The organism is Burkholderia sp. Bp9015, assembly GCF_003853505.1.
Lineage (GTDB): Bacteria > Pseudomonadota > Gammaproteobacteria > Burkholderiales > Burkholderiaceae > Burkholderia.
This window is the reverse complement of sequence record NZ_QTPZ01000027.1, coordinates 19016-44010: the sequence shown is the minus strand read 5'-3', so window position 1 is coordinate 44010 and position 24995 is coordinate 19016. Positions and strand designations below refer to the sequence as shown.

Sequence of the window (24995 nt, the reverse complement as noted above, 5' to 3'; positions counted from 1 at the left end):
AAACCCTCCCCCGTCGCAAGGCGCCGGCCTGTTCCGGCCGGTGCCCGCGCCTCGTCAGCCGCAGCGCCTGAGCGACACGCGCAGTTCGTCGGCGAACTGCGCACGCTTGTGCTGCGCGAGATGCTGCCCGATTACGACGGTCTGCCCGCGCGATACCAGTCGAATCGGATCGCGTGGCGTCGCACCCGGCTCGACCCGCACCCAGCGCGGATTGAATTCGATCTGCGTGAGCCGCTCCGCATCCATCCGCTCGATCACGAGCCGGTGCGGAAACAGCCTGATGCGCTCGTAATCGACCGCATGACGGGCATGGATCGCAAACGCGACGCCGACCGCCAGCAATTCGATTCCCGTGAAGGGCATGACGAGCCAGGCCCCCCGCCACATCAGCACTGCCGCGATCACCAGCGAGAAGCCCGCGAGCGACGCGTAAAACAGCACGAACTGGCGCGGCGACACCGAACAGTTGCGTTTCATGAGCCAGTCTTCGAGGACCGGTTCATCGTTCGTCTCCGCCGACACCCTTGCTGCTTCCATCGCCGCCTCACGCGAATGGCATGCGATGCATGCCTGCATCGGACTCGTCGGCCCGTATTGCGGGGACCCCGGGACGACAAGCTGACGCATTATAGGCGGGTTCAATGGCATCCACAAGCAAGCGGCTATCGGCCCGCGAGCCAAGCGCCACAAGCTTCCCGGCCGTTTTTGGCGTCTATTCGACCCCGCTTTGCGCCGCTAATTTCAGACATAACAAAACCCCTCTTTACCGCTTTACCGATTCTTCGGACGCCCCTTGCCGATATCTTCGATGCGCACGATGCCGTGCCCCTCGGGGGTCGTGCGCGGCACGGCCTTCCATGCGTGGCCGTAGATCACCTCGAACGTCAGGGCAATCGTGCCGTCCGCGCGCCGGCGCGCTTCCAGCGCGTCGCCGAGCGCCGCGCGAAAGCGCCGCGCCGCATGCTGCGGCACCGCGCGGTCGAACGGATAGGCGCCCCAGCGGCGCACGTCGGCCAGCAGGGAATCGGGGGTCTTGTACGTGACGGTCAGCACTTCCTGGTCCATCACCGGAATCTCGAAGCCGCTCTCGACGAGCATGTCGCCGAGGTCGTGCATGTCGACGAAATCGACGACGCGCGCGGCCGGCGGCGCGATGCCGAGCGCCGCTTCGGCGTCCGCGCAGGCCGCGCGCAGCTCGCGCAGCGTGTCGGGGCCGAGCGTGCTGAACATCAGCAGGCCGTTCACGCGCAGCACGCGCTGCCATTCAGGGAACACCGTATCGGGACGCGAATGCCAGTGCAGCGCGAGATTCGACCAGATCAGGTCGAACGCGCCGGCCGCGAACGGCAGCACCGAGAAGTCGGCCTGCGCGACGCGCGGGCCGCGCTGGCCCAGCGCCCGGCCGAGCGACGCGGGCAGCCAGCGGCGCCAGCTCGCCTGCTCGACCTCGCGCTGGCCCGCCCGTGCGAGCATCGCGCCGGACAGGTCGACGCCGAACACCGGGGCTTCGGGAAAGCGCGCGCGCAGCGCCGGCAGGTCGTCGCCCGGGCCGCAGCCTGCGTCGAGCACGGCCGCGGGGCTCACCTTGATGTATTCGAGGCGCTCGTTCATCCGCTGCGCGATCTCGCGCGGCAGGAACGCGACCGCGTCGAACGTGGCGGCGCGGCGATCGAAGATCCGCCGCAGACGCCGGGCGTCATTGGCCGGACGGCCGGTTGAAGTCGAAGCTGGGGACATGTCGGGCACACTGGCGAAGAGCCCGAAGTATACTCGCTCGCCTCGCAGCCTTCATCGAGGCGGGGCCGCCAGGAGTGTTCGCGATGGATCGCAGTTCCGCCCCGCGCCCGATGCGCGTCGTTTTGTCGCAGGTTCGCGCGCTGGCCGTGCGCGTCGTCGCACTCGCCTTGCCGAATCGGTGCGCGCTGTGCGGCAATTTGTCACATCCGGTGATTTGCAGCGCCTGCGACGCCGCGTACTGGAACGAAGCGCGGCTGCGCTGCGACGTCTGCGCCGTGCCGCTGGGCGTCGGGCGGCCGCGGCCGCGCGCAGCCCGCGGCGGGCACGGCGGCGCCGGTTCCGCGTCCGCGTACCGGTGCGAAGCATGCCGCGCGACGCCGCCGCCGTTCGATGCGACGCTCGCGCTCGCCGATTACCGCGCCCCGCTCGACGGGCTCGCGCGCGGCCTGAAGTTTCATGCGCGGCTCGCGCTCGGCGCGGAATTCGCGGCCCGGCTCGCACAGCGGATCGACGACACGGACGCGCTGCGCGCCACCGGCGGCTTCGACGTGATCGCACCGGTGCCGGTGTCGCACGGTCGGCTCGTCGCGCGCGGCTACAACCAGGCGTGGGCGATCGCGCGGCCGCTCGCGCGCCGGCTCGGCGTGCGCGCCGACGCGGCGCTGCTGGCACGCGTGGCCGAAACCGCGCCGCAGTCGCGGCTCGACCGGCGCGCGCGGCGCGACAACGTGCGCGCGGCGTTCGCGGTGGCGGGCGACCTCACCGGCCGCCACGTGGCACTCGTCGACGACGTGATGACGTCCGGCGCGACGCTCGCGGCGGCCGCGCAGGCATTGAAGGCGGCGGGCGCCGCACGCGTGACGAATCTGGTTGCGCTGCGCACCGCCAGGGATTAATTAGATAGAGAGGCCGGCCGCCCGCGCGCGGCGCCGGCCGTCACGAACCGGCCGGCCAGGACGAGTGCACGTCGCTCCGTCCCGGCCGGCCCAGCCAGACCCAACCATGTTCAACGTCGTCCTCGTCGCCCCCGAAATTCCGCCGAACACCGGCAACGTGATCCGCCTGTGTGCCAATACCGGCGCGCGCCTGCATTTGATCGAGCCGCTCGGCTTTCCGCTCGACGACGCGAAGATGCGCCGCGCGGGCCTCGACTATCACGAGTACGCGGAAATGCGCGTGCATCGCGACTGGGACGCGTTCGTCGCGACCGAAGCACCCGATCCCGCGCGGATGTTCGCGTTCACGACCCGTGGCTCGGGCCGCTTCCATGACCATGCATTCGTGCCGGGCGACTGGTTCGTGTTCGGCTCGGAAACACGCGGCCTGCCGGCCGAGGTGCTCGAACGCTTCGCGAACGAACAGCGCGTACGCCTGCCGATGCGGCCGGGCAACCGCAGCCTGAACCTGTCGAACACGGTGGCGGTGGTCGTGTTCGAGGCGTGGCGCCAGGCCGGCTTCGAAGGCGGCGCCTGACGCGCGGCCGGATCCGCTCACGCGCTAGATACGCGCGAGCCGCGCGCGATACAGGTCGTAGATGTCGGATGAAAAGCACGCGAACACCACGCGTGCGAGGTTCGGCGCCTGCGGCAGCATTTCGGCGACCGTGCCGACCGCGATGTCGACGGCCTCCTCGGCCGGATAGCGGTACACGCCGCAGCTGATCGCCGGGAATGCGATCGAGGTTGCCGCAACCTCCTCGGCCAGCTCGATCGCACGCCGGTAGCATGCCGCGAGCAACTCGGGCTCGCCGCGCCCGCCGCCGTGCCACACCGGGCCGACCGCATGAATCACGTACCGGGCCGGCAGCCCGTGGCCACGCGTGAGCTTCGCGTCGCCGGTCTCGCAGCCGCCGAGCGTGCGGCACTCGGCGAGCAGGCCCGGGCCGGCCGCGCGATGGATCGCGCCGTCGACCCCGCCGCCGCCGAGCAGCGAACCGTTCGCAGCATTGACGATCACGTCGACGTCGAGCGTCGTGATGTCGACGCGTTGCGCGTCGAGCGTGGTGGAACCGATCTGCAGCATGACACCCTCCCGAAACGCCGGAGACGGTTCAAGCGTAGTGCGCTTTGGCGCCGCCCGCTTTGCGCGAGCGGGCCCGGCCGCAAAAAATCGGTGTGATTCGTCGGCGTTATTCGGCGCGCGCGTCGCGCCGCAGCAGGCCGCTGACCGCATCGCGCGGTGCGACGCCGTCGAACAGCACACCGCACACGGCTTCGGTGATCGGCATTTCGATCGCCTGCGCGCGCGCGAGCGCGAGCACGGCCTGTGCGCAGCGCACGCCTTCGGCCACATGGCCGAGCGCGCCGAGGATGTCGTTCAGCGAGCGGCCGGCCGCCAGCTGCAGGCCGACCGTGCGATTGCGCGACAGGTCGCCCGTCGCGGTGAGGATCAGGTCGCCGAGGCCCGTGAGGCCCGTGAAGGTCTCCGCGCGGCCGCCGAGCGCGACGCCGAGCCGCGACATTTCGGCGAGACCGCGCGTGACCAGCGCGGCGCGCGCGTTCAGCCCGAGGCCGAGGCCGTCGGCGATGCCGGTCGCGATCGCCAGCACGTTCTTCACCGCGCCGCCGACCTCGACGCCGACCACGTCGTCACCCGTATAGATCCGCATCGCGCCGTGATGGAACGCGGCCAGCGTGCGCTCGCGGCATTCGGCGGACGTGCTCGCGACCGTCAGCGCGACGGGCAGCGCGAGCCCGACCTCGCGGGCGAAGCTCGGCCCCGACAGCACGCCGTTGCTGTGCTGCCCCGGCAGCTCGGCCGCGATCACCTGGTGCGGCAGCAGATGCGTGTCGGCCTCGAAGCCCTTGCAGACCCACACGACATGCGCGGGCACGCAGCCCGCGTCGCGCATCGCGCCGAACAGCGTGCGCAGCCCGGCCACGGGTGCTGCGATCACGCACAGTGCGTCGTCCGCGGCGCCGTGCGCGAGCGCCGCGCCGAGATCGGCGTCGTAGCGCAGCGCATCGGGCAGCGCGATGCCGTCCAGATAGCGGGAATTTTCGTGCCGGGCCTGCAGCCCGGCGATCAGCGCGGCGTCGCGCGCCCAGAGAAGCGTATCGTGCCGCGCGGCCAGATGGCCCGCGAGCGCGGTGCCCCAGGCACCGGCGCCGAGAACGGCTACTTTCATACCCAGCACCGGTCCGGAGTGAAACGTCAGTTCAGCGTCGTGCCGTTCGGCGCGCCTGCCGCACCGGCCTGCTGCTGCTGAAGCTGAGCGAGACGCTGCTCGTACAGCGCCTGGAAGTTGATTTCCGCCAGGTGGATCGGCGGGAAGCCCGCACGCGTGATCGCGTCGGCGATGTTCGAGCGCAGGTACGGGAACAGGATCGTCGGGCAGGCGATGCCGACGAGCGGGTCGAGCTGTTCGTCGGGAATGTTGCGAATGTCGAAAATGCCGGCCTGCTTCGCTTCGATCAGGAACGCGACCTTGTCCTTCACCTTCGCGGTGACGGTGCCCGACACGACGACTTCGAAGACGCTTTCCGCGAGACGTTCGGCCTTGACGTCGACTTCGACTTCAACCGACGGCATGTCCTGCTCGAGGAAGATCGCCGGCGAATTCGGCTGCTCGAGCGACATATCCTTCAGGTAGACGCGCTGGATGTTGAAGAACGGTTGGTTTTCGACGTCGGACATGGTGTTTCCCTAAAAGTGGTGACGCGGCGGCCCGGCTTCACGCCGGCCGCCTCGGTTGAATCCTGCGCGCTCATGCCGCGGCGCGGCCGGCGGCCATTCTGCCCTAATCAGGCCGCTTGCAGAAGCGGCACGAGCCCGCCTTCGCGGTCGAGCTTCGACAGATCGTCGTAGCCGCCGACGTGCGTGTCGCCTATGTAGATTTGCGGGACCGTGCGACGGCCGGTGCGCGTCATCATTTCCTCACGGCGGGCCGGATCGCGGTCGATCAGCACCTTTTCGATCTGCTCCACGCCGCGCAGCTTCAGCAGGCGCTCGGCCTGAATGCAATACGGACACACCTGCGTGCTGTACATCAAAACCTTGCTCACTTCGCCACTCCTTGTTTGACGACCGGCATCCCGGCCTGCTGCCAGGCGGCGACGCCGCCCTCGAGCACGTGTACCTCGGCATAGCCTGCCGCCTCGACCTCGCGCGCCGCCTTCTGCGACTGCTGGCCGTTCTGGCAGACGAGCAGCACGGGGGTGCTCTTGTTTTTCGCGACCTGCGCAATTTTCGCGCCGATCTCGCCGGCGGCGACCTGGCGCGCCGACGGCAGGTGGCCGGCGGCGAAGTCGGACGCGGTACGCAGGTCGATCACGACCGCGTTGCGGCGATTGATGAGCTGCGTCGCCTCCGCGGCCGACAGGCCGCCGCGGCCGCGGCGCAGGGCCGGCCATGCGAGCAGGCCGCCGGAAACCAGAAGGATCGCGATAAGGGCCAGGTTCGTGTAATTGGTAAAGAACGTCACGGAATGCCGCCGGAAAAAGAGAAATCGGATGAGGACAATCGCGCCATTATAAAATAACCGCCTTGCGCGATGGCGGACCCGGGCCGGGTACCGCGCGACGCGCCCCGCTTCCCTATCACTACCGACCGCAAGATCCATGTACAAACTCGTTCTCATCCGCCACGGCGAATCGACGTGGAACAAGGAAAACCGCTTCACCGGCTGGGTCGACGTCGACCTGACCGAACAGGGTCGCAACGAGGCCTACCAGGCCGGCGAATTGCTCAAGGAGGCCGGCTACACGTTCGACATCGCCTACACGTCGGTGCTCAAGCGCGCGATCCGCACGCTGTGGCACGTGCAGGACAAGATGGACCTGATGTACCTGCCGGTCGTCCACTCGTGGCGCCTGAACGAGCGCCACTACGGCGCGCTGTCGGGCCTGAACAAGGCGGAAACGGCCGCCAAGTTCGGCGACGAGCAGGTGCTCGTGTGGCGCCGCAGCTACGACACGCCGCCGCCGGCGCTCGAGCCGACCGACGAGCGCGCGCCGTTCGACGACCCGCGCTACGCGAAGGTGCCGCGCGAGCAGCTGCCGCTCACCGAATGCCTGAAGGACACGGTCGCGCGCGTGCTGCCGCTGTGGAACGAGTCGATCGCGCCGGCCGTCCGTGCGGGCAAGCAGGTGCTGATCGCCGCGCACGGCAACTCGCTGCGCGCGCTGATCAAGTACCTCGACGGCATCTCGGACAGCGACATCGTCGGCCTGAACATCCCGAACGGCGTGCCGCTCGTGTATGAGCTCGACGAGAACCTGAAGCCGATCACGCACTACTACCTGGGCGACCAGGACGCGATCGCGAAGGCGCAGGCCGCCGTCGCGAAGCAGGGCAAGGCGGGCTGATACCCGTCGTGCCGGGCGGGCCGCCTCGCGCGCGGCCTGCCCGGCCGCTCCGGCGCGCGGGCGCGAACCTTCGCGGCCCCGGTGCTGTCGAACCCGCTTTCGAATCCGCTGCGCATCCGGCGCCCCCGCCGGGACCGGGCTCCCGGACCATTTCGCACCGGTCCACTGAGCAATCGGGCGAACAGTTATACTTGTCCGCTACATCCCCGCTACCGCCACGCGCTTCCCGACCGCACCAGACTCTCTATGCGAATGAAATTGAAGAACATCGGCCTGATTGCCGCGGGCCTCGCCACGGGCGTATTCGCCACGCTGCAGGTTTCGGCATCGGCCGAGCAGACCGCCACGGCACCGCTTCCCCTCGACCAGCTCCGCCTGTTCGCGGAAGTGTTCGGCCAGATCAAGCGCGAGTACGTCGAGCCGGTCGACGACAAGAAGCTGCTGACGGCGGCGATCAAGGGCATGGTGTCGAGCCTCGACCCGCACTCGTCGTTCCTCGACAAGACCGACTACGACGAGCTGCAGGAGCAGACCAAGGGCCGCTTCGCGGGCCTCGGCATCGAGATCTCGCAGGAAGACGGCCTCGTCAAGGTGATCTCGCCGATCGAAGATACGCCCGCGTTCCGCGCCGGCATCCGTCCGGGCGACCTGATCACGCGCATCAACGACAAGCCGGTGCGCGGCATGACGCTCGACAAGGCCGTCAAGCAGATGCGCGGCGAGCCGGGCACCAAGGTCACGCTGACGATCTTCCGCAAGAGCGACGACCGCACGTTCCCGATCACGGTCACGCGCGCGATCATCAGGGTCCAGAGCGTGAAGATGAAGCTGCTCGACCCGGGCTACGCATATATCCGGATCACGAGCTTCCAGGAGCGCACGACGCCCGATCTCGCCGCGAAGCTGCAGGACATCGCGCGCCAGCAGCCGAACCTGAAGGGCCTGATCGTCGACCTGCGCAACAACGGCGGCGGCCTGCTGCAGAGCGCGGTCGGCGTCGCCGGCGCGTTCCTGCCGCCCGACTCCGTCGTCGTGTCGACCAACGGCCAGATCCCGGATTCGAAGCAGGTCTACCGCGACACCTACGACAACTACCGCCTGCCGTCCTTCGACGGCGATCCGCTGAAGAGCCTGCCGCCGATCTTCAAGACCGTGCCGATGGTCGTGCTGACGAACGCTTACTCGGCGTCCGCGTCGGAGATCGTCGCCGGCGCGCTGCAGGATTCGAAGCGCGCGCAGATCATGGGCAAGACGACGTTCGGCAAGGGCTCGGTGCAGACGGTCCGTCCGATGACGGCCGACACCGCGCTGCGCCTGACGACCGCCTACTACTACACGCCGAGCGGCCGTTCGATCCAGAACAAGGGCATCACGCCCGACGTGCCGGTCGATCAGTATGCGGACGGCGATCCGGACGACGTGCTCGTGACGCGCGAGGTCGACTACACGAACCACCTCGCGAACACGCAGGATCCGAATGAGAAGAAGGAACAGGAAGAGCGCGAGCAGCGCCGGATGGATCAGCTGCGCGTCCTCGAGGAGCAGAACGACAAGAAGACGCCGGAGCAACGCCAGAAGGACCGCGATCGCAAGCCGATCGAGTTCGGCAGCGCCGACGACTTCATGATGCAGCAGGCGCTCAACAAGCTCGAGGGCAAGGCGGTGCAGGAATCGAAGTCGCTGCTCGCCGAGAGCACGACGAAGAGCCCTGCGACCAAGGCCGCGTCCCCCGCGAAGGCGTCGGGCACGAAGGCCGCCGCACCGAAGCCCGCGTCGGCGCCGCAGTAAGCGCCGGCCGGCATCCGACGGGCCATCGCGGGAAGACCGCGATGGCCCGTTTTTCATGTGCGCCTAGAATACGCAGATGGACGCAGAGGCGTCCGCGCCGCCGCCGGCGGCATGCCTCACCCGACCTCTCCCATGAACGACGATCAACTCCTCCGCTACTCCCGCCACATCCTCGTCGACGAAATCGGCATCGAGGCGCAGCAGCGCTTCCTCGACGCGCATGCGATCGTCGTCGGTGCCGGCGGTCTCGGCTCGCCGGCCGCGATGTATCTCGCGGCGTCCGGGGTCGGCACGATCACGCTCGTCGACGCCGACACGGTCGACCTCACGAACCTGCAGCGACAGATCCTGCACGTGACGGCCTCGGTCGGCCGCAGCAAGGTCGAATCGGGGCGCGACACGCTCGGGCAGCTGAACCCGGAAGTGACCGTGCATGCGGTCGCGGCGCGCGTCGACGATGCATGGCTCGACGCGCACGTGCCGCAGGCGACCGTCGTGCTCGACTGCACCGACAACTTCGCGACGCGGCATGCGATCAACCGCGCGTGCGTCGCGCACGGCGTGCCGCTCGTGTCGGGCGCCGCGCTGCGCTTCGACGGCCAGATCAGCACCTTCGACTTCCGCGACCCGGCCGCGCCCTGTTACGCGTGCGTGTTTCCGGAGGACCAGCCGTTCGAGGAAGTCGCGTGCGCGACGATGGGCGTGTTCGCGCCGACGGTCGGGATCATCGGCGCGATGCAGGCCGCCGAAGCGCTGCGCGTGATCGGCGCGATCGGCACGACGCTCAACGGGCGGCTGATGATGCTCGATTCGCTGCGGATGGAATGGGCGACGATGAAGATCGCGCGCCAGGCCGACTGCCCCGTGTGCCAGGGCCGGCACTGACGCGCGCGGGATGCATAAACGCATGCGCCGGGCGGCGCATGCGCGACGTTTCGCTACCTTCGCGACGCGCGCGACGGTTTCGCCGCGCAGTCCGCGCCGCCTAGGCGGCCGCGTCCGCGCGCGGTTCCGCGACCGACAGGCGCTTGAGCGCCGCCTGCACTTCCTCCGGCTCGAACGCGGCCAGCACGTCGGCCGTCGGCTTCTCGAGCGCCTTCAGGTGCGCGCGCAGGATCTCCTGCTTCACGACCAGCAACTGGCTCGGGTGCATCGAGAACTCGGTGAGCCCCATCCCGAGCAGCAGGCGCGTGAGCGCCGGATCGCCCGCCATCTCCCCGCACACCGACACCGACACGCCTGCACGCTTCGCTTCGCGCAGCGTATAGGCGATCAGGTGCAGCACCGCCGGATGCAGCGGGTCGTACAGGTGGGCGACCGCGTTGTCCGCGCGGTCGATCGCGAGCGTGTACTGGATCAGGTCGTTCGTGCCGATCGACAGGAAATCGAAGCGCTTCAGGAACAGCGGCAGCGCGATCGCCGCGGCCGGGATCTCGATCATCGCGCCGACGCGCACGTTCGGATCGTATGCGAGCCCCGCGTCGTCGAGCTGGCGCTTCGCCTCGCGGATCAGGTCGAGCGTCTGGTCGATCTCCTGCGCGTGCGCGAGCATCGGGATCAGTATCTTCACCTGCCCGAACGCGGACGCGCGCAGGATCGCGCGCAGCTGCGTGAGGAACATCTGCGGCTCGGACAGGCTCCAGCGGATCGCACGCAGGCCGAGCGCCGGGTTCGGCGCCGTCTCGTAGCCTTCGTCGAGCGCCTCGAGCGGCTTGTCCGCGCCGACGTCGATCGTGCGGATCGTCACCGGCATGCCCTTCATCCACTCGACCGCGCGCTTGTACGCGGCGAACTGCTCCTCCTCCTCGGGCATCTCCTTCTGATGCATGAACAGGAACTCGGAGCGGAACAGCCCGACGCCGACCGCGCCGGCCTCGACCGCCGCCTTCGCGTCGTCGGGCAGCTCGATGTTCGCGTAGAGGTCGATCTTCGTGCCGCACAGGGTTTGCGTCGGCGAGAACTTCAGGCGCTGCAGCTTGCGCTGTTCGAGCAGCTTCTCGGACTGGCGGTACGAATATTCCTCGAGGACGATCGGCGCGGGATCGACGATCACGATCCCCTGGTCGCCGTCGACGATGATCAGGTCGTCCTGGCGGATCAGCGAACTCGCATGCTGGACGCCGACCGCGGCCGGAATGCCGAGGCTGCGCGCGACGATCGCCGTGTGCGACGTGCGGCCGCCGAGGTCGGTGACGAACGCCTGGAACGACTGCGTCTTGAACTGCATCATGTCGGCCGGCGCGATGTCGTGCGCGACGACGATCATCTCGTTCGTACCGTTCTTGGCCGCGCGATCGAGCGCCTGCGACGCCGACGGCGCACCGGCGAGCGCCTTCAGCACGCGCTCGACCACCTGCTCGATGTCGGCCTTGCGCTCGCGCAGGTATTCATCCTCGATATCGTCGAAGTGGCGCGTGAGCAGCTCGAGCTGCTCGGTCAGCGCCCATTCGACGTTGTAGCGTCGCGTGCGGACCAGGTCGATGGTTTCCTGCACGAGCATCGCGTCGCTCAGGATCATCGCGTGGACGTCGATGAACGCGCCCACTTCGGTCGGGGTGTCGTCGGTCAGGTCGGCGCGCAGCGCCTCGAGTTCGCGATGCACGACCTCGCGCGCCGTGCTGAAACGCTCGACCTCGGCGTCGATCTGGTTCGCCTCGACCAGGTAATGGGCGACGTCGAGCGCCGCCGGCGCGATCAGATACGCTCGCCCGATCGCGATACCACGTGAGACGGGAATGCCATGCAGCGTGAAGGACACGCGCACCTCCTCTGTACATGTAAAGCCGCGGCACACTGCTGCGATGCGCTTATGACCCCGGTTAGCGATTATAAATTCCGCACCTCCGTGCTGGCTGCATGCAGCGCAGCATTGCGATTTCCGCATCAATGCTACGGACGAAAAAAATGCCGCGACATACGCGGCATTCTGCTTCGAAACGGCAACGATCGCGGGGCAGGCCCCGGATCACTGACCTTCGCCGAACTTGTCCGCGATCAGCTTGAGCAACGCGTCCATCGCCTCGCGCTCGTCCGGACCTTCGGTCTCGATCGTCACGCTGCTGCCGATGCCCGCCGCGAGCATCATCACGCCCATGATGCTTTTCGCGTTGATCTTGCGTCCGTTGCGCGTCATCCAGACTTCCGACTGGAAGTTGCCGGCCAGTTGCGTAAGCTTGGCCGATGCGCGCGCATGGAGCCCCAATTTGTTGACGATGGTGGTTTCTTGTTGAAGCATGGTTCTCGGTCGGGTCGGTCGAGGCCGCCGGCGACGTGCGTCGGCGGGTCGGTCTAAAACGGAAAACGGGACGGTCAGTGCGATTCGGTGCGCGGTTGCGGCTCGGGCGGAATCGGCGCGCACTGGCCGCAGCCGGTTTCCGAAGGCGGCGGCGGCGTGCCGGCAGACACCTCGTGGACGCCCTTCGCGCCGCCGGACAGCGCCTTGTCGACGAGCTTGTCGAGCGGCACGGTACGGTAGCAGACGGCGCGCACCAGCATCGGCAGGTTCACGCCCGCCAGCACGCGCACGTTGTCGAGCTTCGCGAGCTGGCCCGCGATGTTCGCGGGCGTCGCGCCGTACATGTCGGTCAGCACGACGACGCCGTTCTCTTCCCTGAGCCGCGCGAGCTCCGCGTGCGCGAACGCCATCACCTGGGTCGGGTCGCTGTCCGCCAGCACGTCGATGCAGCCGATGCGCGCGGGCACGCCGCCGTAGATGTGCGCGATGCAGTCCCGCAGCGCGGTGGCGAGCGGCGCGTGCGCGATGATCAGAATCCCGGCCATGTCAGACTGCCCCCGGCCGCCCTTGGCGGGCCGACGCCCCGCAGCGGGGCAACGAGCATAGCGAGTATGGGAAACGTTTCATGTTCAGCCTTGCAACGGTTTCGGCCCGACCGCCGGGCCTTCGGCGCGCTGGTCGCGGCACCGGGCAAGCGGGCATTGTAGCAGGCCGGTCGAACCGCTCCGGCGACGGGGGGCCTGCGCGGCCGCCGCCGGGCTTGCGCGGAAAGCGGGCTACGCGGCCGCCCGCTCCAGCGCGTCGATGAACATCGCGGCGACGTCGAAACCCGTCTGCTCCATGATTTCGCGGAAGCACGTCGGGCTCGTCACGTTCACCTCGGTCAGCCAGTCGCCGATCGCGTCGAGCCCGACCAGCAGCAGCCCGCGCGCGGCGAGCACCGGCCCGAGCGTCGCGGCGATCTCGCGGTCGCGCGGCGTCAGCGGCTGCGCGACGCCGAGCCCGCCCGCGGCGAGATTGCCGCGCACCTCGCTGCCCTGCGGAATCCGCGCGAGCGAATACGGCACCGGCTCGCCGGCGATCAGCAGAATGCGCTTGTCGCCCGCCGTGATCTCGGGAATGAACTTCTGGATCATCAGCGAGCGCGTGCCGTCGTGGCCGAGCATCTCGATGATCGCGCCGAGATTCATCCCGTCGGCCTTCACGCGGAATACGCCCATCCCGCCCATGCCGTCGAGCGGCTTCACGATCACGTCGCCATGCTCGGCATGGAACGCTCGCAGGCGCGCGGCGTCGCGCGTGACGAGCGTCGGCGCGACGAACTGCGGAAACTCGCCGATCGCGAGCTTCTCCGAGTGATCGCGGATCGACTGGGGCTTGTTGAACACGCGCGCGCCCGCCCGTTCGGCAAGCTCGAGCATCCAGGTGGCCGTCACGTATTCCATGTCGAACGGCGGATCCTTGCGCATCAGCACCGCGCCGAACGACGTCAGCTGACGCGATTCGTGCGCGGCCGCCTCGAACCACGGATGGCGATGCAGGTCGGCCGTGTCGCCGACGATCGTCACGCGCTGCACGTCAGCCTCGACGCCCGAGCCCGTCCATGCGAGCTGGTGCGGCTGGCACGCGTACACCGCATGCCCGCGCCGCGCGGCCTCCGCCATCATCGCGTAGGTCGAATCCTTGTAGATCTTGAAGCGCTCGAGCGGGTCGGCGATAAAGAGAATGTCCATGCGGGTCCTGTACGTAGCGAAGCCGTTACACCTGGATGGCTTCGGGATCGGTCTTTTCCAGTTCGATCGACGACGCGATCAGCGACAGGCGCGCGACGACGCCGTACATGTAGAAACGGTTCGGCGGCGCGGCGCCCGGCTTCGCGCCGGCATCCGGCAGCGCGGTGTGCTCGAAGCCGAGCGGCACGTAGTGCATGCCGGGCGCGTTCAGGTTCTGGTCGCGCTCGCGGCCGCCGTGCGTGCGGTAGAAACCGCCGACCACGTAGCGGTCGATCATGTACACGACCGGCTCGGCCACTTCGTCGCCGACGCGCTCGAACGTGTACACGCCTTCCTGGACGATCACGTCGCGCACCGCGAGGCCGGCCTTCGACTCGGCCATCTGCGCGCGCTCGGCCTTCGACATGCGGCCGATCTCGGCCGCGTCGTGCACGGTCATCACGCCGCGCCCGGCGGTGCCCGCGTCGGCCTTCACGACGACGTACGGCTTTTCGCTGATGCCGTATTCGCGATACTTGCGCGCGATCTTCTTCAGCACGCCGTCGATCGCGTCGGCGAGCGCCTGCTCGCCTTCATGCGCCTGCCAGTCGACGCCTTCGACGTGCGCGAAATACGGATTCACCATCCACGGATCGACGCCGACCATCTTCGCGAACTTCTTCGCGACGTCGTCGTAGCACGAGAAGTGCGTCGACTTGCGGCGCACGGCCCAGCCCGCGTGCAGCGGCGGCAGCAGGTACTGCTCGTGCAGGTTCTCCAGCACGGCGGGAATCCCGGCCGACAGGTCGTTGTTCAGCAGGATCGAGCACGGATCGAAATTCTTCAGGCCGAGGCGGCGCTGCGAACGCTCGAGCGGTTCGAGCACGATCTTCTGGCCGTCGGCCAGCGTGATCGGCGTCATGTCGGTGATGCTCGGGTCGAGCGAGCCGAAGCGCACGTTCAGGCCGGCCTGGCGCATGATCGTCGCGAGCCGCGCGACGTTTTCCAGGTAGAACGCGTTGCGGGTCGGCAGCTCGGGAATCACGAGCAGGTTCTTCGCGTCCGGGCAGATCTTCTCGATCGCCGCCATCGCGGCCTGGACGGCGAGCGGCAGCACTTCGGACGGCAGATTATTGAACGCGCCGGGGAACAGGTTCGCGTCGACGGGCGCCAGCTTGAAACCGGCGTTGCGCAGGTCCACCGAACAATAGAACGGCGGGGTGTGTTCCTGCCATTCGAGCCTGAACCAGCGTTCGATCGCAGGCGTCGCGTCGAGGATCTTCTGCTCGAGCTCGAGCAGCGGACCGTTCAACGCGGTAACGAGGTGGGGAACCATGAATCACTCGCGAGCGGGAGAATGAAGATTGTAGAGCAATTGCCTTGCCCATTTGGGGATTGTTCCCGGCTTCACAAGGATATGGAGGAAGTTTTCGGCTATTGACCCGATAGCCTGAAGGGTTATGCGCTACGGCAGCACGCGGCAGGAGAAAAAAAGCCCGCCGGGTGGCGGGCCGAAGTCGCTGCGCTCATTCGTGGCGGGCGCCGTCTGCGCGGCGGCCCGCCGTCATCCTTGTGACTTATTCGACATGTTCGCCGTGCAGGATCACGTCGAGGCCCTCGCGCTCTTCCTCTTCGGACACGCGCAGGCCAATCGTCAGGTCGATCAGCTTCAGCAGCACGAAGCTCAGCACGCCGCTGTAGACCAGCGTGATCAGCACGCCCTTCGCCTGCAGCAGCAGGCTGCCGTCGGCGCCGCCGATGTCCTTGACCGCGAACACGCCCGTCAGCAGCGCGCCGAGAATCCCGCCAATGCCGTGCACGCCGAACGCGTCGAGCGAATCGTCGTAGCCGAGCTTCGACTTGAGCCACGTGGCCGACCAGAAGCAGATCACGCCCGCCGCGATGCCGATCACGAGCGCACCGGCGACGCCGACGAAGCCGGCAGCCGGCGTGATCGCCACGAGACCCGCGACCGCGCCCGACACGATGCCGAGCACCGACGGCTTGCCCTTCGCGACCCATTCCGCAAACATCCAGCCGAGCGCCGCGCAGGCGGTCGCCACTTGCGTGGTCAGCATCGCGAAGCCGGCACGGCCGTCGGCCGCGACCGCGGAGCCCGCGTTGAAGCCGAACCAGCCGACCCACAGCATCGAGCCGCCGATCATCGTCAGCACCAGGTTGTGCGGCGCCATCGATTCGCGGCCGTAGCCGACGCGCTTGCCGAGCACGAGGCACGACACGAGGCCCGCGATACCGGCGTTGATGTGCACCACCGTGCCGCCCGCGAAGTCGAGCACGCCGTCGGCCGACAGCCAGCCGGTCGGCTCCCACACCATGTGCGCGATCGGCACATAGACGATCAGCGACCAGAGCGTCATGAACACGAGCATCGCCGAGAACTTCATGCGATCGGCGAACGCGCCGCAGATCAGCGCCGGCGTGATGATCGCGAACGTCATCTGGTAGACGAAGTAGACCGATTCCGGAATCGTCGTCGCGAGATGGCTGACGGTCAGCGTGGTCGCCTTGTCGCCCTTGATGTAGTTCATGCCGTGCAGGAACACGCGCGACAGGCCGCCGATGAAGCCGTTGCCCGGCGTGAACGCGAGGCTGTAGCCCACCACCGTCCACAGCACCGTGATCGCGGCGGTGATCGCGAAGCTCTGCATCACGGTCGCGAGCACGTTCTTCTTGCGGACCATGCCCGCGTAGAACAGTGCGAGGCCGGGGATCGTCATGAACAGCACGAGCGCGGTGGACGTCAGCATCCACGCGGTGTCGCCGGCACTGATCTTCGACGAATCGACGGAGAACGGCTCGGTCGGCGCGGCGGGTGCGGCCGGCGCGGACGCGGCGGCGGCGGCCGATGCGTCGGAGGCGGCGCCCGAAGCGGGTGCGGCGGCAGCGGCAGGTGCCGATGCGTCGGTGGCGGCCGGCGCCGAAGCGGCGGGAGCCGCGGCTGCCGATGCATCGGACGCCGTGGCGGCGGGCGCGGACGCTGCCGCGGCGGAGGCCGCGTCGTCGGCGAGCGCGGGACCGACGCCAGCCGCGATCAGCGAGCCAGCCATCAGCAGGGACATCAGAAGTTTGCGCATCTCGGGTTTCCTCTTGTCGCTTGTCTTGGTCTGTTACAGCGCGTCTGCGCCGGTCTCCCCGGTCCGGATCCGGATCACTTGCTCGATCGGCGTGACGAAGATCTTTCCGTCGCCGATCTTGCCGGTGCGGGCTGCACGCTCGATCGCCTCGACCGCCTGGTCGACGAGATCGTCGGACACGGCCGCCTCGATCTTCATCTTCGGCAGGAAATCGACCACGTACTCGGCGCCCCGGTACAGCTCGGTGTGCCCCTTCTGGCGCCCGAACCCTTTCACCTCAGTGACCGTGATGCCCGAGACGCCGAGCGCGGAGAGCGCTTCGCGCGTCTCATCGAGCTTGAACGGCTTGATGATTGCGGTAATCAGTTTCATGGAGTCCTCTCGCAGGTTGATCCCGTCGAATTGGTTGGAATGGTGTGACCGTCTCTCCTCAGCAACTCGCATGCCATGTTCGCGCGAGCACCGCCTCGAATGGCTCCGAAACGGGGTTGCATCGGGTGCTGAAAGGTACGGAAAGATGCGGAAGCCCGGCCGAATGGCCAACGTGGCCCAGGTTTGCTGGCGCGCCGAAAGGATCATTGCTAGAGTGCACGCACGTCCCGGATCTCCGGGCCATTCACCCATGCGGGCGCCATGCCCGGAATTCGCGCCACGCGCGCACCATTTCCGGTCATGCGTGCATCATGGGCACGTACGCAACTGAAGATGCACACTTTTTGTGCAAGGAAGGAAATCTCATGAAGCAACCCAGCGATGTTTTCAACGACCTGCAGTCGCGCGTCAGCGACCTGCTGAAAAACTCGCCGGCCAAGGATGTCGAGCGCAACGTGAAGGCCATGCTGTCGCAAGGCTTCTCGAAGCTCGATCTCGTCACGCGCGAGGAGTTCGACACGCAGGCACAGGTGCTCGCCCGCACCCGCGTGCGTCTCGAGGAACTCGAGAAGCGCGTCGCGGAACTCGAGCAGAAGCTCGCAGCGTCCCAGGCCTGACGCCCAACCCGACCGACAGGTCCGGGCGCGGGCCGCCTCGTGCGGCCCGCGCCTGACATCCGAAGTCGGCCGGTCAGTCGTTCCGTCGTTCCTCGCAATTCCCGCTCTTCGCTGTTCTTCGCTCTTCGCTCTTCGCTCTTCGCTCTTCGCTCTTCGCTCTTCGCTGTTTGTAGCGCTTCGCTGTTCGTCGTTCCTCGTTCTTTTCCGCGCCACGCCGGCAAGCGCGCACCGATTCCTCCGATTCCCGAGGCATGCGGCCCGAATGGCCGCTGCCCGTCCGATTCATTTAAAGGAGCCTCGCCATGTCGCTCGCCGTGGTGCGCAGTCGCGCGCCGGCGGCCGGCCGCGCGCCGGACGTCACCGTCGAAGTCCATCTTGCCAACGGATTGCCGTCGTTCTCGATCGTCGGCCTGCCCGATCTCGAAGTCCGCGAAAGCCGCGAGCGCGTGCGCGCCGCGCTGCAGAACTGCGGATTCGACTTCCCCGTCAGGCGCATCACCGTCAATCTCGCGCCGGCCGACCTGCCGAAGGAGTCCGGCCGCTTCGACCTGCCGATCGCGCTCGGCATCCTCGCCGCGAACGGCCAGCTCCCGGCCGACGCGCTGGCCGGCCGCGAATTCGCGGGCGAACTGTCGCTGACCGGCGCGCTGCGGCCGATGCGGGGCGCGTTCGCGATGGCGTGCGGCGCGGCACGGGACTGGCGCGCCGCGGCGACTGGAGCGGGCTTCGAGTCCTGCGCCACGGAGACCGGATCCGGCTTCGGGCCCGCCGCCGCGGGGACCGGCGCGGGCTTCGGGTCTCGCGCCGCGGCCGTCGCGCCGTGCGGGCCGGCGGCCGCAGCCCGTCCGCCCGAGCTGTACCTGCCGCTCGACAGCGCGGCCGAGGCCGCGCTGGTGCCGGGTGTCACCGTGTTCGGCGCGCCCGACCTGCCCGCGCTGTGCGCGCACCTGGCCGGTGCGCCGGATGCCCGGCTCGCGCCGGTCGAGGCGCCCGGCCTCGACGGCGTGCCGGCGCCTGCCGCCCCCGATCTCGCGGACGTCGTCGGCCAGCGCGGCGCCCGGCGCGCGCTCGAAGTCGCCGCCGCGGGCGGGCACCACATGCTGATGATCGGGCCGCCCGGCGCCGGCAAGTCGATGCTCGCCGCGCGCCTGCCCGGCCTCCTGCCGCCGCTGACCGACGACGAGGCGCTGGCGTCGGCCGCGCTCCTTTCCGCGAGCCGCATCGGCTTCTCGCCCGCGCACTGGCGGCGGCGCCCGTTCCGCGCGCCGCACCACTCGTCGAGCGCCGCCGCGCTGGTTGGCGGCCGCAACCCGCCGCAGCCGGGCGAGATCACGCTCGCGCACCTCGGCGTACTGTTTCTCGACGAGTTGCCCGAATTCGACCGGCACGTGCTGGAGATGCTGCGCGAGCCGCTGGAAGTCGGCCGCATCACGATCTCGCGCGCGGCGCAGCAGGCCGACTTCCCCGCCGCGTGCCAGCTGATCGCCGCGATGAATCCGTGCCCGTGCGGCTGGCACGGCGATCCGTCCGGGCGCTGCCGCTGCACCCCGGAGCTCGCCACGCGCTATCTGCGCAAGCTGTCGGGGCCGTTGCTCGACCGCATCGACATCCAGATCGACCTGCCCGCGCTATCGCCGGCCGAACTCGCGTCGCGCGCGACGGCGCCCGGCGAGCCGAGCACCGCGGTCGCCGCGCGGGTCGCCCGGGCGCGTGCGCTGCAGCTCGACCGGCAGGGCAAGACCAATCACATGCTGAGCGGGCGCGAGACCGACGACCTGTGTCGGCCGACCGACGATGGTGAGCGGCTGCTGCGCGAGGCCGGCGAGCGCTTCGGCTGGTCGGCACGCGCGTATTTCCGCGTGTTGAAGGTCGCACGGACGATCGCCGACCTGGCCGGTGACCCATTGCCGACGGCCGCGCAGATCGCCGAGGCGATCCGCTACCGGCGTGCGCTCACGGCGCTGTGAATGCTCGCGGAGGACAAAATATGACTGTCAAGACTTGACTTATGCACAATTTCACGAATCCGGCCCCTGATCACCCGGCGCGGGCACCTCTTCGTCGCGAGATTCGTATCCCTTTGTTTTTATTGATTTTTCCGAAATGAATGGCCAACCGTCAAATGCGCCGGAAGGCCGTCCGGCGCGGCTTTGCGGGCGATTCGGTCAACTTTTCAACAAAGTTATCCACATGCGCTGTGGATAGCCGAAAAATCCCCGCAAAATCCGGCGATTAGCGTCGAAAGCTGCGAATGAACTTTCAATTGTCATGAAGTGTCTGAGCGCCCTCGCCGGCCGCTGTTCAGTCGAGCTTGAACGAGCCGAAAAACTGGTCCAGTTGCTCCTGCGCGAGCGGCCCGTCGGCGATCGCAACGGCCTGGTACGCGTGCCGGCCGCGCGCCACGAGCCGCGCGACGATCGTCTTGCGCGAGCGGTCGCCGCCGCTCGCCGCACCCGCGATGCGCAGCTCGAGCCCGTTCACCGCGCCGCCGGCCGCGAGCGGCACCGGCACCGAGGCCGTCTGCGGCACGCCTTCGAGATTGCGCGACAGCCCGGAACGCAGGAACTCGAGCGCCGCGCGGCGCGTGTCGTCGCGGTCGTCGGGCAGCGTCAGCGTGCCGACCGCGAACACCGCGCCGTCGACGTGCGCGGCCTGCATCCGCATCGGCATCGACGCGCCGCCGACCGCCACCGGCTGGTTCTCGACGGTCGGCTTCGCCGGCAGGTCGATCGTGTAGCCGGCGTCGTTGTGCAGCGTACGCCAGTCATATGACGGCGAGCACGCGGCCAGCGCCGCGCTCACGCACGCGAGCGCGGCGAAGTGTCGCAGCGGACGAAAAAGGGGGCACAACGAATCGATGACTTCCTTCGGCATGGCAGTGATGGGGACAGGCAAAAGGCCCATTATCCGACGAAGCCGACACCCGGGATGTGTGGCGGCCGCCGGTGCGTGCGCCGCATTCGCGCTAAAATAATCGCCGAATTTCGACGTCCTTTGCATCGATCCGCGTCATCGACCGACTCCGAGAGCACCGCAGATGAACACCACGCCTCCCGCCCAGCGCCGCACCGGCCCCGCCCGCTATATCGTCGCGGCCGTCGTCGTCGCGGCCATCGCCGTTGCCGGCTTCTTCGCGTTCAACGGCAAGTCCACCGTGCCGGACGCCACGTTCACGCTGCTGTCCGGTCAGAAGGTGTCGACGGCCGGCGACCTGAAGGGCAAGGTCTACCTCGTGAACTTCTGGGCGACGAGCTGCGCGACCTGCATGCAGGAAATGCCGCAGATGGTCGATACCTACAATCGCTTCAAGGGTCAGGGGCTGGAGTTCGTCGCGGTCGCGATGAACTACGATCCGCCGATGTACGTCGCGAACTATGCGCAGACGCGCCAGCTGCCGTTCAAGGTCGCACTCGACGACGGCAGCGTCGCGAAGCAGTTCGGCAACGTGCAGCTTACGCCGACAACCTTCGTCGTCGACAAGGACGGCAAGATCCTGAAGCGCTACGTCGGCGCCCCGCAATTCGCGGAACTCGACGCGCTGCTCAAGAAGGCGCTCGACGGCAACGCGGCCTGAGCGCCGCCTCCGCACGACACGACGCGCAGGGCCGCCCGCCGCGCCCTGCTCCACATGACGGATCGCACGACCGGCCAGCCCGGTTCCGCGGTCCGTCTCTTTTTCAGCGCTCGGTTTCGCCTTTCGCCGACAGCCCGTAGCGCTTCATCTTCTCGTACAGCGTCGCCTTGCCGACATGCAGCCGGTCGGCCGTCGCGGCGACCGCACCGCCCGTCTGGTTCAGCGCCTCGGCGATCACCGCGCGCTCGAACTGCTCGATGCGCTCCTTCAGCGTCTGGTCGCTCTCGGCATCGTCGCCGCTCGCACCGGCTTCCTGCGGCATGTCGGCGACGCCGAGCACGAAGCGGTCGGCCGCGTTGCGCAGCTCGCGCACGTTGCCGGGCCAGTCGCGCTGCATCAGGCTCGCGCGCTGCCGGTCGGTCAGCACGGGGGCCGGCCGCCCGTAGCGCACGGCCGCGTCGAGCATGAAGTGCTCGAACAGCGGCACGATGTCCTCGCGGCGCTCGGCGAGCGGCGGCAGCGCGATCGTCACGACGTTGAGCCGGTACAGCAGGTCGCGCCGGAACGTGCCGGCCGCGACGAGTTCGCTCATGTCGCCTTTCGCGGCCGCGACGACGCGGCAGTTCACGCGGATCGGCTGATTCGAGCCGAGCCGCTCGAGCACGCCGTCCTGCAGCACGCGCAGGAGCTTCACCTGCAGCGCGAGCGGCATGCTTTCGATTTCGTCGAGGAACAGCGTGCCGCCGGACGCATATTCGAGCTTGCCGACGCGGCGCTTCGCGGCGCCGGTGAACGCGCCGGGCTCGTAGCCGAACATCTCCGACTCGAACATCGGCTCGGGCAGCGCGCCGCAGTTCACCGCGATGAACGGCTTGTCGCGGCGCGGCGACAGCTCGTGCAGGCTGCGCGCGATCAGTTCCTTGCCGGCGCCCGTGTCGCCGTTGATCAGCACCGATGCGTCGGTGGGCGCGACATTCGCGATCAGCTTGCGCACCTGTTCGATCGCCGGACTGCGGCCGATGATGCGCGGCGCGACGATGTTCTGGCCGGCCAGCTCGCGCCGCAGCGCATGGTTCTCGAGCACGAGCTCGCGCCGCTCGAGCGCGCGGCGGACCGTCTCGATCAGCCGCTCGGCCGCGAACGGCTTTTCGATGAAGTCGTACGCGCCGTCGCGCATCGCCTGCACGGCCATCGAGATGTCGCCGTGGCCGGTGACGAGGATCACGGGCACGTCGGGTACGCGCTCGCGGCACTGCGCGAGCAGGTCGAGCCCGCTTGCGCCGGGCAGCCGGATGTCGCTGACGATCGCGCCCGCGGTTTCCGCGACGATCGCCTTGTCGGCCGCCTCGGCCGATTCGAACCCGACGACGTCGAACCCGGCGAGCTGGAGGCTCTGCACGCTCGCCCGGCGAACGAGCGCATCGTCTTCGATATAGATCACTTGCAGCCGGTTGGCCATCGTAGTCACTTGCTCCTGACAGACCGCGCGGCGGTGGTGCGCGCGGCTCTCGTTGATGCGGTCGTGCGGTGCCTAGCGCGAGCCCGCCGGCTCGGACACGGCGTCCGGATGATGCGTGCGCGCGCGCCGCAGCGTCAAGACGAACAGCGCGCCGCCGGACGGCGCATTGCGCGCGGTCAGCGCGCCGCCCGCGTCGCTCGCGATCGACGACGAGATCGCGAGCCCGAGCCCGAGCCCGCGCCCCATTTCCTTGGTCGTGAAGAACGGTTCGAACAGTCGCGGCAGCAGCTCGGGCGCGATGCCGGAGCCGTTGTCGCGCACCTCGACCGCGAGCGTCGCGACCGACACCGCGATCGTCACTTCGATCGCCGGCGCGGCGACGCCCGCGACCGCGTCGAGCGCGTTGCCGAGCAGGTTGATCAGCACCTGCTCGAGGCGCAGGTCCTCGCAGCGGGCGACGAGTTCCGGATAGTCGCGCGCCAGGTCGAGCGGCGCATCCTGCGCGGGCGACACCGTCGCATCCTGCAGCGTCAGCGTGAGCGCGACGCCGCGCAGCCGGTCGCCGAGCAGCGACAGCACGCTGCGCAGCGCGCGCACGACGAGCGCCTGTTCGTTGCGCGGCTTCGCGCGGCCGACGAACAGCTTCAGCTGGTTGGTGATCTTGCCCATCCGCTCGGTCAGCGCGGCGATCGCCTCGAGGTTCTCGCGCGCGGCCGCCTGCTCGCCGCGATCGAGCAGCACGCGCGTGTTGTCCGAGAAGCTGCGCAACGCCGCGAGCGGCTGGTTCAGTTCATGCGTGATGCCGGCCGCCATCTGGCCGAGCGCGGCGAGCTTGCTCGCCTGGATCAGTTCGTCGTGCGCGGCGCGCAATTCCTGCTCCGCGCGGATCCGGTCGCCGACTTCCTTCTGCAATTGCTCGTTCGCTTCCGACAGGTCGGCCGTGCGTTCCTCGACGCGCCGGTTCAGCTCCGCATACGCCTGCTGCAGCAGCGCGCGGCCGCGGATCATCTCGCGCACGCGCGCGCGGCGCATGCGCCAGTAGAACGCGAGCAACGCGACCGACACGAAGCCGAAGCCCGTGACGATCGTCGCGTTGCGCGCGTCGGCGTCGATGGGCGCGATCGGCGCGAGCGTGACGAGCAGCCAGTCGGGCTCGCCGATCCGCCGCTTGCTGGCGAGGAAACGCGGCGCGCGCAGGCCGGGGCCTACGCCGGCCGCACCGAGGCGCACGATCTCCGCATCGGCGCCGAGCACCTGCTCGACGCGCAGCGGCAGCGGCGTGACGGGCTGCTGCGCGTACTGGCGCGTCTCGTAGATCGACGCGGCGACGGGCCCCGTCAGCGGATGCAGCGTGTGGTACTTCCAGGCGGGCACGGACGACAGGAACACGACGCCGTGATCGTCCGCGACGACGAGCGGCTCGGACGCGTCGGCGCCCTGGAACCATTCGAGATTGAGCTTCACGACGACGACGCCCGCGATCCTGCCGTCGCGCCACACCGGCTGCGAGATGTAGTAGCCGGGGTCGCGGGAGATCGTGCCGATCGCGAAGAAGCGGCCGACCCGGCCGTTCATCGCGTCGATGAAATATGGACGAAACTGGTAGCCGGTCCCGACGAAGCTGTCCGGCGCGCGCCAGTTGCTGGCGGCGACGCACAGGCCGTCCGCGCCGATCACGTAGGTGACGGTTGCGTGCGCGTGTTCGTTGAGGTCTTCGAGATAGCGGTTCGCGCGCGCGGTGAAATCGGCGCGCTTCGGCTCGGCGAGCAGGTCCAGCACGTACGGATGGCTGCCGAGCAGATAAGGCAGCGATTCGTAGCGGTCGAGCGTGCTCTTGAGCGCGTTGGTGGTGCGGTCGACCCGCACCGCAGCGTTGCGCTGCAGCTCGGCGACGCCGCGCTGCCACGTGATGGTCCACGTCAGCGCGCACGCCGCCGCGAGCGCGGCGGCAAGCACGACGAGGATGAGCAGGCGGCGCTTCACGGACGTGACTTCCTGGCGATGCGGATCGCCTATTGTGTCATAGGGCGCCTCGTCGCTGCCCCGGCCGCCGCGCGGCGCACCGCCCGCGGGCGGTGCCGCCGCCTGCTCCTTCATGAC

At 68.6% G+C, this 24995-nt stretch carries 25 protein-coding genes; 8 read left to right on the top strand and 17 right to left on the bottom strand.

Annotation, left to right across the window (positions count from 1 at the left end; translation table 11 throughout):
- Positions 1 to 54 precede the first annotated feature (54 nt).
- Positions 55 to 576 carry a DUF2244 domain-containing protein gene (locus tag DIE12_RS25675; protein WP_044848219.1) on the bottom strand — a complete coding sequence of 174 codons (522 nt, stop codon included), beginning with the start codon at positions 574 to 576 and terminating at the stop codon, positions 55 to 57.
- A gap of 195 nt (positions 577 to 771) precedes the next feature.
- Complete coding sequence (locus DIE12_RS25670) at positions 772 to 1737, bottom strand: methyltransferase domain-containing protein (RefSeq protein ID WP_124520710.1); 966 nt, start codon at positions 1735 to 1737, stop codon at positions 772 to 774.
- Between the two features lie 83 nt (positions 1738 to 1820).
- Here DIE12_RS25670 and DIE12_RS25665 point away from each other — a divergent pair, with 83 nt between their 5' ends.
- Both DIE12_RS25665 and trmL read left to right on the top strand, forming a co-directional pair.
- Positions 1821 to 2633, top strand: a complete 813-nt coding sequence (locus tag DIE12_RS25665; protein WP_124520708.1) for a ComF family protein — start codon at positions 1821 to 1823, stop codon at positions 2631 to 2633.
- Between the two features lie 106 nt (positions 2634 to 2739).
- Complete coding sequence (trmL, locus tag DIE12_RS25660; RefSeq protein ID WP_044848221.1) at positions 2740 to 3210, top strand: tRNA (uridine(34)/cytosine(34)/5-carboxymethylaminomethyluridine(34)-2'-O)-methyltransferase TrmL; 471 nt, start codon at positions 2740 to 2742, stop codon at positions 3208 to 3210.
- A gap of 24 nt (positions 3211 to 3234) precedes the next feature.
- Here trmL and DIE12_RS25655 read toward each other — a convergent pair whose 3' ends face one another.
- The 5 genes from DIE12_RS25655 to DIE12_RS25635 all read right to left on the bottom strand — a co-directional run bounded on the left by DIE12_RS25655 (position 3235) and on the right by DIE12_RS25635 (position 6160).
- A complete protein-coding gene (locus DIE12_RS25655; protein WP_124486536.1) occupies positions 3235 to 3759 on the bottom strand; it encodes an O-acetyl-ADP-ribose deacetylase in 525 nt (174 codons plus the stop codon).
- Positions 3760 to 3865: 106 nt separating this feature from the next.
- Positions 3866 to 4864 carry an NAD(P)H-dependent glycerol-3-phosphate dehydrogenase gene (locus tag DIE12_RS25650; RefSeq protein ID WP_044848223.1) on the bottom strand — a complete coding sequence of 333 codons (999 nt, stop codon included), beginning with the start codon at positions 4862 to 4864 and terminating at the stop codon, positions 3866 to 3868.
- A gap of 26 nt (positions 4865 to 4890) precedes the next feature.
- Entirely contained in the window at positions 4891 to 5373 is a 483-nt protein-coding gene (gene secB, locus DIE12_RS25645) for a protein-export chaperone SecB (RefSeq protein ID WP_014895954.1), read from the bottom strand.
- A 107-nt stretch (positions 5374 to 5480) separates the two neighbouring features.
- A complete protein-coding gene (gene grxC / locus DIE12_RS25640; RefSeq protein WP_044848224.1) occupies positions 5481 to 5741 on the bottom strand; it encodes a glutaredoxin 3 in 261 nt (86 codons plus the stop codon).
- Positions 5738 to 6160 carry a rhodanese-like domain-containing protein gene (locus tag DIE12_RS25635; protein WP_050014781.1) on the bottom strand — a complete coding sequence of 141 codons (423 nt, stop codon included), beginning with the start codon at positions 6158 to 6160 and terminating at the stop codon, positions 5738 to 5740. Before DIE12_RS25635 ends, grxC begins: the two co-directional genes overlap by 4 nt.
- A 136-nt stretch (positions 6161 to 6296) precedes the next feature.
- Here DIE12_RS25635 and gpmA point away from each other — a divergent pair, with 136 nt between their 5' ends.
- The 3 genes from gpmA (at position 6297) to DIE12_RS25620 (ending at position 9716) form a co-directional block, all read left to right on the top strand.
- Entirely contained in the window at positions 6297 to 7043 is a 747-nt protein-coding gene (gene gpmA, locus DIE12_RS25630; protein WP_044848226.1) for a 2,3-diphosphoglycerate-dependent phosphoglycerate mutase, read from the top strand.
- Positions 7044 to 7289: 246 nt separating this feature from the next.
- Positions 7290 to 8831, top strand: coding sequence for a S41 family peptidase (locus tag DIE12_RS25625; protein ID WP_124486538.1), 1542 nt, complete (start codon positions 7290 to 7292; stop codon positions 8829 to 8831).
- Positions 8832 to 8963: 132 nt separating this feature from the next.
- Positions 8964 to 9716, top strand: coding sequence for a HesA/MoeB/ThiF family protein (locus tag DIE12_RS25620; RefSeq protein ID WP_124520706.1), 753 nt, complete (start codon positions 8964 to 8966; stop codon positions 9714 to 9716).
- A gap of 100 nt (positions 9717 to 9816) precedes the next feature.
- On the opposite strand, the gene ptsP is transcribed toward DIE12_RS25620, so the two are convergent.
- The 7 genes from ptsP to DIE12_RS25585 form a co-directional block, all read right to left on the bottom strand.
- Positions 9817 to 11589 (bottom strand): phosphoenolpyruvate--protein phosphotransferase, encoded by a 1773-nt coding sequence (gene ptsP / locus DIE12_RS25615; protein ID WP_044848237.1) that lies wholly within the window; start codon positions 11587 to 11589, stop codon positions 9817 to 9819.
- A gap of 207 nt (positions 11590 to 11796) precedes the next feature.
- Positions 11797 to 12066, bottom strand: a complete 270-nt coding sequence (locus DIE12_RS25610) for an HPr family phosphocarrier protein (RefSeq protein WP_006752075.1) — start codon at positions 12064 to 12066, stop codon at positions 11797 to 11799.
- A gap of 74 nt (positions 12067 to 12140) precedes the next feature.
- Positions 12141 to 12611: a PTS sugar transporter subunit IIA gene (locus DIE12_RS25605; protein ID WP_044848229.1), complete on the bottom strand. Its 471-nt coding sequence runs from the start codon at positions 12609 to 12611 to the stop codon at positions 12141 to 12143.
- 231 nt (positions 12612 to 12842) lie between these two features.
- Positions 12843 to 13799 (bottom strand): glutathione synthase, encoded by a 957-nt coding sequence (gene gshB, locus DIE12_RS25600; protein ID WP_124520704.1) that lies wholly within the window; start codon positions 13797 to 13799, stop codon positions 12843 to 12845.
- 25 nt (positions 13800 to 13824) lie between these two features.
- Positions 13825 to 15114 carry a glutamate--cysteine ligase gene (gene gshA, locus DIE12_RS25595; protein WP_044848231.1) on the bottom strand — a complete coding sequence of 430 codons (1290 nt, stop codon included), beginning with the start codon at positions 15112 to 15114 and terminating at the stop codon, positions 13825 to 13827.
- Between the two features lie 241 nt (positions 15115 to 15355).
- Positions 15356 to 16873: an ammonium transporter gene (locus DIE12_RS25590; RefSeq protein ID WP_124486541.1), complete on the bottom strand. Its 1518-nt coding sequence runs from the start codon at positions 16871 to 16873 to the stop codon at positions 15356 to 15358.
- Between the two features lie 33 nt (positions 16874 to 16906).
- Positions 16907 to 17245 (bottom strand): P-II family nitrogen regulator, encoded by a 339-nt coding sequence (locus tag DIE12_RS25585; RefSeq protein WP_006398175.1) that lies wholly within the window; start codon positions 17243 to 17245, stop codon positions 16907 to 16909.
- A 365-nt stretch (positions 17246 to 17610) separates the two neighbouring features.
- Here DIE12_RS25585 and DIE12_RS25580 point away from each other — a divergent pair, with 365 nt between their 5' ends.
- Positions 17611 to 17862, top strand: coding sequence for an accessory factor UbiK family protein (locus DIE12_RS25580; protein WP_006398174.1), 252 nt, complete (start codon positions 17611 to 17613; stop codon positions 17860 to 17862).
- Positions 17863 to 18164: 302 nt separating this feature from the next.
- On the top strand, positions 18165 to 19829 hold the full coding sequence (locus DIE12_RS25575; protein WP_124521575.1) for a YifB family Mg chelatase-like AAA ATPase: 1665 nt from the start codon (positions 18165 to 18167) through the stop codon (positions 19827 to 19829).
- Positions 19830 to 20163: 334 nt separating this feature from the next.
- Here the strand turns inward: DIE12_RS25575 and DIE12_RS25570 are convergent, their stop codons facing one another.
- The gene (locus DIE12_RS25570) at positions 20164 to 20736 is read right to left on the bottom strand and encodes a hypothetical protein (RefSeq protein WP_124520699.1); all 573 of its coding nucleotides are present in this window, start codon (positions 20734 to 20736) and stop codon (positions 20164 to 20166) included.
- Between the two features lie 163 nt (positions 20737 to 20899).
- On the opposite strand from DIE12_RS25570, the gene DIE12_RS25565 reads away from it, so the two are divergent.
- Positions 20900 to 21436 carry a peroxiredoxin gene (locus DIE12_RS25565; RefSeq protein ID WP_044846739.1) on the top strand — a complete coding sequence of 179 codons (537 nt, stop codon included), beginning with the start codon at positions 20900 to 20902 and terminating at the stop codon, positions 21434 to 21436.
- Positions 21437 to 21539: 103 nt separating this feature from the next.
- On the opposite strand, the gene DIE12_RS25560 is transcribed toward DIE12_RS25565, so the two are convergent.
- The gene (locus DIE12_RS25560; RefSeq protein ID WP_044846740.1) at positions 21540 to 22895 is read right to left on the bottom strand and encodes a sigma-54 dependent transcriptional regulator; all 1356 of its coding nucleotides are present in this window, start codon (positions 22893 to 22895) and stop codon (positions 21540 to 21542) included.
- Between the two features lie 72 nt (positions 22896 to 22967).
- Positions 22968 to 24992 (bottom strand): ATP-binding protein, encoded by a 2025-nt coding sequence (locus DIE12_RS25555; protein ID WP_124486543.1) that lies wholly within the window; start codon positions 24990 to 24992, stop codon positions 22968 to 22970.
- Positions 24993 to 24995: the final 3 nt, after the last annotated feature.

What these genes read in the sequence shown, in the direction of transcription:
- DIE12_RS25675 (WP_044848219.1), bottom strand. Translation starts at nt 576, where the DNA reads ATGCAGGCATGCATCGCATGCCATTCGCGTGAGGCGGCGATGGAAGCA.
- DIE12_RS25670 (WP_124520710.1), bottom strand. Translation starts at nt 1,737, where the DNA reads ATGTCCCCAGCTTCGACTTCAACCGGCCGTCCGGCCAATGACGCCCGG.
- DIE12_RS25665 (WP_124520708.1), top strand. Translation starts at nt 1,821, where the DNA reads ATGGATCGCAGTTCCGCCCCGCGCCCGATGCGCGTCGTTTTGTCGCAG.
- trmL (WP_044848221.1), top strand. Translation starts at nt 2,740, where the DNA reads ATGTTCAACGTCGTCCTCGTCGCCCCCGAAATTCCGCCGAACACCGGC.
- DIE12_RS25655 (WP_124486536.1), bottom strand. Translation starts at nt 3,759, where the DNA reads ATGCTGCAGATCGGTTCCACCACGCTCGACGCGCAACGCGTCGACATC.
- DIE12_RS25650 (WP_044848223.1), bottom strand. Translation starts at nt 4,864, where the DNA reads ATGAAAGTAGCCGTTCTCGGCGCCGGTGCCTGGGGCACCGCGCTCGCG.
- secB (WP_014895954.1), bottom strand. Translation starts at nt 5,373, where the DNA reads ATGTCCGACGTCGAAAACCAACCGTTCTTCAACATCCAGCGCGTCTAC.
- gpmA (WP_044848226.1), top strand. Translation starts at nt 6,297, where the DNA reads ATGTACAAACTCGTTCTCATCCGCCACGGCGAATCGACGTGGAACAAG.
- DIE12_RS25625 (WP_124486538.1), top strand. Translation starts at nt 7,290, where the DNA reads ATGCGAATGAAATTGAAGAACATCGGCCTGATTGCCGCGGGCCTCGCC.
- DIE12_RS25620 (WP_124520706.1), top strand. Translation starts at nt 8,964, where the DNA reads ATGAACGACGATCAACTCCTCCGCTACTCCCGCCACATCCTCGTCGAC.
- DIE12_RS25610 (WP_006752075.1), bottom strand. Translation starts at nt 12,066, where the DNA reads ATGCTTCAACAAGAAACCACCATCGTCAACAAATTGGGGCTCCATGCG.
- DIE12_RS25605 (WP_044848229.1), bottom strand. Translation starts at nt 12,611, where the DNA reads ATGGCCGGGATTCTGATCATCGCGCACGCGCCGCTCGCCACCGCGCTG.
- gshB (WP_124520704.1), bottom strand. Translation starts at nt 13,799, where the DNA reads ATGGACATTCTCTTTATCGCCGACCCGCTCGAGCGCTTCAAGATCTAC.
- gshA (WP_044848231.1), bottom strand. Translation starts at nt 15,114, where the DNA reads ATGGTTCCCCACCTCGTTACCGCGTTGAACGGTCCGCTGCTCGAGCTC.
- DIE12_RS25590 (WP_124486541.1), bottom strand. Translation starts at nt 16,873, where the DNA reads ATGCGCAAACTTCTGATGTCCCTGCTGATGGCTGGCTCGCTGATCGCG.
- DIE12_RS25585 (WP_006398175.1), bottom strand. Translation starts at nt 17,245, where the DNA reads ATGAAACTGATTACCGCAATCATCAAGCCGTTCAAGCTCGATGAGACG.
- DIE12_RS25580 (WP_006398174.1), top strand. Translation starts at nt 17,611, where the DNA reads ATGAAGCAACCCAGCGATGTTTTCAACGACCTGCAGTCGCGCGTCAGC.
- DIE12_RS25575 (WP_124521575.1), top strand. Translation starts at nt 18,165, where the DNA reads ATGTCGCTCGCCGTGGTGCGCAGTCGCGCGCCGGCGGCCGGCCGCGCG.
- DIE12_RS25570 (WP_124520699.1), bottom strand. Translation starts at nt 20,736, where the DNA reads ATGCCGAAGGAAGTCATCGATTCGTTGTGCCCCCTTTTTCGTCCGCTG.
- DIE12_RS25565 (WP_044846739.1), top strand. Translation starts at nt 20,900, where the DNA reads ATGAACACCACGCCTCCCGCCCAGCGCCGCACCGGCCCCGCCCGCTAT.
- DIE12_RS25560 (WP_044846740.1), bottom strand. Translation starts at nt 22,895, where the DNA reads ATGGCCAACCGGCTGCAAGTGATCTATATCGAAGACGATGCGCTCGTT.
- DIE12_RS25555 (WP_124486543.1), bottom strand. Translation starts at nt 24,992, where the DNA reads ATGAAGGAGCAGGCGGCGGCACCGCCCGCGGGCGGTGCGCCGCGCGGC.